The 4,444-nt window shown below is 35.1% G+C and carries 5 protein-coding genes; all 5 read left to right on the plus strand.

Features of this window, described 5'->3' with window-relative positions:
* Positions 1-44: 44 nt before the first annotated feature.
* On the plus strand, positions 45-326 hold the full coding sequence (locus tag ACH2CJ_RS05620) for a hypothetical protein (RefSeq protein WP_394991267.1): 282 nt from the start codon (positions 45-47) through the stop codon (positions 324-326).
* Between the two features lie 17 nt (positions 327-343).
* Complete coding sequence (locus ACH2CJ_RS05625; RefSeq protein WP_394991268.1) at positions 344-619, plus strand: helix-turn-helix domain-containing protein; 276 nt, start codon at positions 344-346, stop codon at positions 617-619.
* 169 nt (positions 620-788) lie between these two features.
* Positions 789-1,091: a hypothetical protein gene (locus ACH2CJ_RS05630; RefSeq protein WP_394991269.1), complete on the plus strand. Its 303-nt coding sequence runs from the start codon at positions 789-791 to the stop codon at positions 1,089-1,091.
* Positions 1,092-1,479: 388 nt separating this feature from the next.
* Entirely contained in the window at positions 1,480-2,097 is a 618-nt protein-coding gene (locus tag ACH2CJ_RS05635) for a hypothetical protein (protein ID WP_394991270.1), read from the plus strand.
* Between the two features lie 266 nt (positions 2,098-2,363).
* The coding region (locus tag ACH2CJ_RS05640) for a hypothetical protein (protein WP_394991271.1) at positions 2,364-4,444 on the plus strand (2,081 nt) is incomplete at its 3' end.

The following is a 4,444-nucleotide window of genomic DNA, read 5'->3' on the forward strand; positions in this document are numbered from 1 at the left end:
TATAAACGACTGAAAAACAAATTTTCCCACCAAAAAAATTACCTATGCTGTCACCGTCAATTGCTCAAATCCGTCAAAAGGAAAAAGAAGAAGTTAAAATACGTAAAATTGCTATTCACACTTTACTTAAAAAACTCAGTAAAAATAGAGGCTGGAAAAAGGCTTTTCTAACTAAAAATCCAATGTTTAATAATAATGTCGGAATTACCATGATTACAAATGCCCATACTGGTAGAGTTTCCGACCTTCATTTCATGAAAGCCCTCGAAGCATTCGATAAATCTGTACAAACCGAGCAACCAGATTGGTATAAAATTACACAATAAAACGCAACTATTTTTCAATGGGAACGACTGTATTAATTCAAATATCAATCAATGATTTGCAGGATATGCTTCAAAATGCCATCAAGTCTGGGGTCAATGAGGCACTCCAATCTAAGCAAGTTATGGTTGCTCGAACCAAAATATCTCGGCAGGAGGTAGCAACCATGTTGAATGTCAGCCCTGACTATGTGTATCAACTGACCAGCAACAAGGAAATTCCTTTTCATAAACCTGGCAAAGCGGTGATTTTCTATAGAGAAGAAATTGAAGAATATATCTCAAAAAAGAAGTAAGAAACCTTAAAAATATCGAAATTATGAAAGTCAATTACGGATATTTGTGCCAATGGCTCGTTTTTTTACCTATTCTTATACCTATTTTTATAGTTTGTGGATTATTCAAAATGATTCTCATTATGATTGAAATTATCAAAAATGATATTATTGAAACCTCAATTATACTATGATAAGTACCGATAAAAACATGAGCGATTTTGAGGATATTATCTTCAATTTTCGGGCATACGCCATTCAAAATGAAGTGGATTGTCAGGCTGCTTTGGTTGATTTTCAATTATCAAAAGAATTAATTGACACTTTAATTGAGTTTAAAGCAATGGTTTTAAAGGAAATCGTAGAAACTGACCAGCACCAAATGACTCAATTCGCTTTTGAATTTCTGATTCAATCATTGACAAAAAACAACATTAATTTATTTACTAAAATCATTACTTATACAGCAACAAATCAAGCACCAATTTTTTAAAATATTAGAAAAATTATGAAAAAGCATCTACACCTAAACTGCCACAGTCCTCCTTAAAAATCCACCATATTTTTGGGTTTTAGCATTGATAGCTACAATGCTAAAACCCACTCCGCAAGCTGCATAAAATGCAAGTGATAAATATTTATTGCCCAAATTTTGGGCATTTTTTACCGCCCCGATACCATGTTATTCGGTTAGGGATTCTCGACTAAAAAACTTTTTAATAAAAAAGCGTTATTCAAAGCGTAAACCCTTATTCAAACAATTATTCTGATAACGTTATCACTTGTCGTTAATCAGAATAACGTTAATCAGATAACGTTAAAGGCGGCTTTGGTTTTTTGTTAAGGGGAAGAAAAATAGGTTTAATCCAAAAAAATAAAACATGAATAGAAATTCAAATCAACAAAGACCAAGAGCGTTCAAGTTTATTGGGGATAGGCAAAATGCCACTTATCGTTGTGAAATTTATCTTCGACCAGAGCATTGTTATAGCAATGTAAATGGCGACGGTGCGGTTATGTTTGATGGTTATTCAAAACATAAATTCCATGATGAACCGAAAGATAAAGAGCGATGTCTGTCTAATTTTGTGCAGCGAATTGTTGCCAACGGTTATTTAGAAAAGTCTTATTATATCTCATTTTGTACGAATAGAAACATTGGCAAAAGTCAAGATGAATTATTGATTGAGTTCAACCCTTTGCAAAGTGAAAAATTTATTATTGCTCATGGAGCTGTGCAGACCTATTTTATTTTGGGTGATTATTTGAAAAACCTGAAAGAAATTAAACTAAATACTCCTGAATTTAAGGAGTTAAAACCAAGCTATCCTGCCAATAATAGAGCCTCAGAATTGGAGCTTTTCCGAATGTATAAAAATCGTTTTGCAACAAAAGAAGAATTAGTAGAGCATTGTAAAAACTTGAAAGGACGAAAGTTTCCACAGGGAAGAATAGAAGGTTTTTATTATGCCTATTTGGCAGCGTTTTCGTTTCAGTAGGTTTGAATATTTTCATATTATATAAATATATCATATATTTGAAAATTAAAGTAATTGTCAAATAGTTTACTATGAGATAAGTATGGGTAAAATATCGGGTACTAATATTTTCATTGTATATATTTTAAGAATTAAAAAGAAAATAACATAAATTAAAACCAAAGAAAATGAAGAAAAACTACTCAGTTCCCTATTTCGATACCAGTTAAAATTTTGAGATTCTTAATGACAATCATTTTTAATAAACAATCTCAAATTTGAATTAGATGAAAAAAAATATTTACGTCTTGCTGTTAATTTTATTTGCAGCAATTCAAACACAAGCCCAAATCACCTTCAAACTAAAAAGTGTGGTGGGGCAACAAAATCCAAGTAGCAATGGGTTATTTAGCTATGGTACGCTAAATGGTGGTACGTTTCAACTATTCCCCTATTATGGCGAAGATGGAACTGGAGCTGGTACAAATATTTCGCAAAAAGGGTGGACGTTTGTATTGGGACAAGAAAACTATCCTTTTTTAGCTTTTGAACAGTTAAATGCGGCTGAAATAACCCCTCAGCCCTTTCCGCCTTTTGGGATATTTATGCATCCATCAATGGATGCACCGTCAGTGGTAAAATTATCCATACCAAACAATGCTACAATTATTTCTATCACAAACAATATTCAAAGACCCAGTTTCGGGTGTGGAGAAAACATAGGGTATTCAATTATTACTGATAATTCAAGCATTTTATCAAGAACTAATATTGCGACATCTGCCTCCCCCAATACTTACACGGTAGGTTCAACTTTTATCAATGCGGGTAATAGTATTTATTTTATCGTAGATAAAGGAGACGATGGAAACAACTATTGTGATGATACGGCGATTGATGTAGAAATAACTTTGCTTTATGAAAAAATATTGATCCCTGTATTGACAGGTACTTTCAATTGTCATACTACCACTGCCACTTTTGATATAGCTTTTCAACAATCAGGTACATTGGAATTATATAAACTCGGCAATCCAAATCTAATAAGCACAACCAATATTTCACAGGTTGGAAATACTTTTAATGGTCAAGGAACATTTTCGGGTTTAGATTTATCAGGAGGCGGTGATTTTTATGTCATTGCAAAAAACGCTGGGCAAGCACAATCGGAACAAAGTGCTATCATTAGTGTTACACCCTGTTGTAGCAATGCAATAGCCCCAAGTATTTCGGTCAATAGTTTATCATTATGCCAGGGGAATATTGGTAAACTCACCGCCACTGGTTGTACGAATGGCACGGTAACTTGGAGTAATGGGTTTGTTGGTACAAGTACAACAGTGAATGCGGCTGGAACATATACCGCTACTTGTAAAGTTTTAGGAACGCCCCCTTGTTCTGATGCAACAAGTACAGCATCGGGTATTATTACAATAAATTCATTGCCAACACTCAGTATTAGTGGTACAAGTTGTAGTGCAGATTTAATTACTTATTCGATTAGTTTTGCTTCAAATGCAGTATCCACTGGGGCAGTATCCACTGGGGGCATTGTAACGAGTTCGATAGGGGTTATTTCGGGAAATACAGTAATCAATATACCGACAGGATTAGATGTTACATTGACAGCCACAAGCAGCACAGGTTGTGTTGTAACTCAAACGGTAAGTTCCCCAAATTGTACTTGCCCAATAGTAAATGCACCTGTTAGTGGTGGAAACCAAACAATATGTCAAAGTCAAACAATTCCATCTTTGACCGCAAGTGTTGAAAATGGCGAAGCAGGGATGCCTGCCATAGTAGAATGGTACGATGCACCAAGTGGTGGCAATTTATTGGCAACTGGTTCAAGTTATACGCCAAGAGTTGCAAATGGTGGCATTTTTTATGCACAAGCTAAAAATACCACTACTAATTGCATTAGTGCGACTCGGACTGCAATTTCTCTAACAATCAATCCTTTGCCAACTCTAAACGTTGGAACAACGACTTGTTTAGCTAATTTATTAACTTATTCAGTATCTTATATAAGTAATGGAGTTGTAACAAGCAGTGCTGGGGCAGCCCACGCTGGGACGGTATCAGCAGCGGCTGCCCCAGCAGGTATTGTATCAGGAATACCAACAGGAACAAACGTTACATTGACAGCCACGAGTAGTACAGGTTGTGTTGTAACTCAAACGGTAAGTTCTCCAAATTGTAGTTGTCCAATAGTAAATGCACCAGTTAGGGGTGGAAACCAAACAATATGTCAAAGTCAAACAATTCCATCTTTGACAGCAAGTGTAGAAAATGGTGAGGTAGTAGAATGGTATGATGCACCAAGTGGTGGCAATTTATTGGCAACTGGTTCAAGTTATACGCCAAG

This window comes from Emticicia sp. (assembly GCF_043780375.1).
Taxonomy (GTDB): domain Bacteria; phylum Bacteroidota; class Bacteroidia; order Cytophagales; family Spirosomataceae; genus Emticicia.

Coding starts and splice junctions, on each gene's coding strand:
- ACH2CJ_RS05620 (WP_394991267.1), top strand. CDS start 45: ATGCTGTCACCGTCAATTGCTCAAATCCGTCAAAAGGAAAAAGAAGAA.
- ACH2CJ_RS05625 (WP_394991268.1), top strand. CDS start 344: ATGGGAACGACTGTATTAATTCAAATATCAATCAATGATTTGCAGGAT.
- ACH2CJ_RS05630 (WP_394991269.1), top strand. CDS start 789: ATGATAAGTACCGATAAAAACATGAGCGATTTTGAGGATATTATCTTC.
- ACH2CJ_RS05635 (WP_394991270.1), top strand. CDS start 1,480: ATGAATAGAAATTCAAATCAACAAAGACCAAGAGCGTTCAAGTTTATT.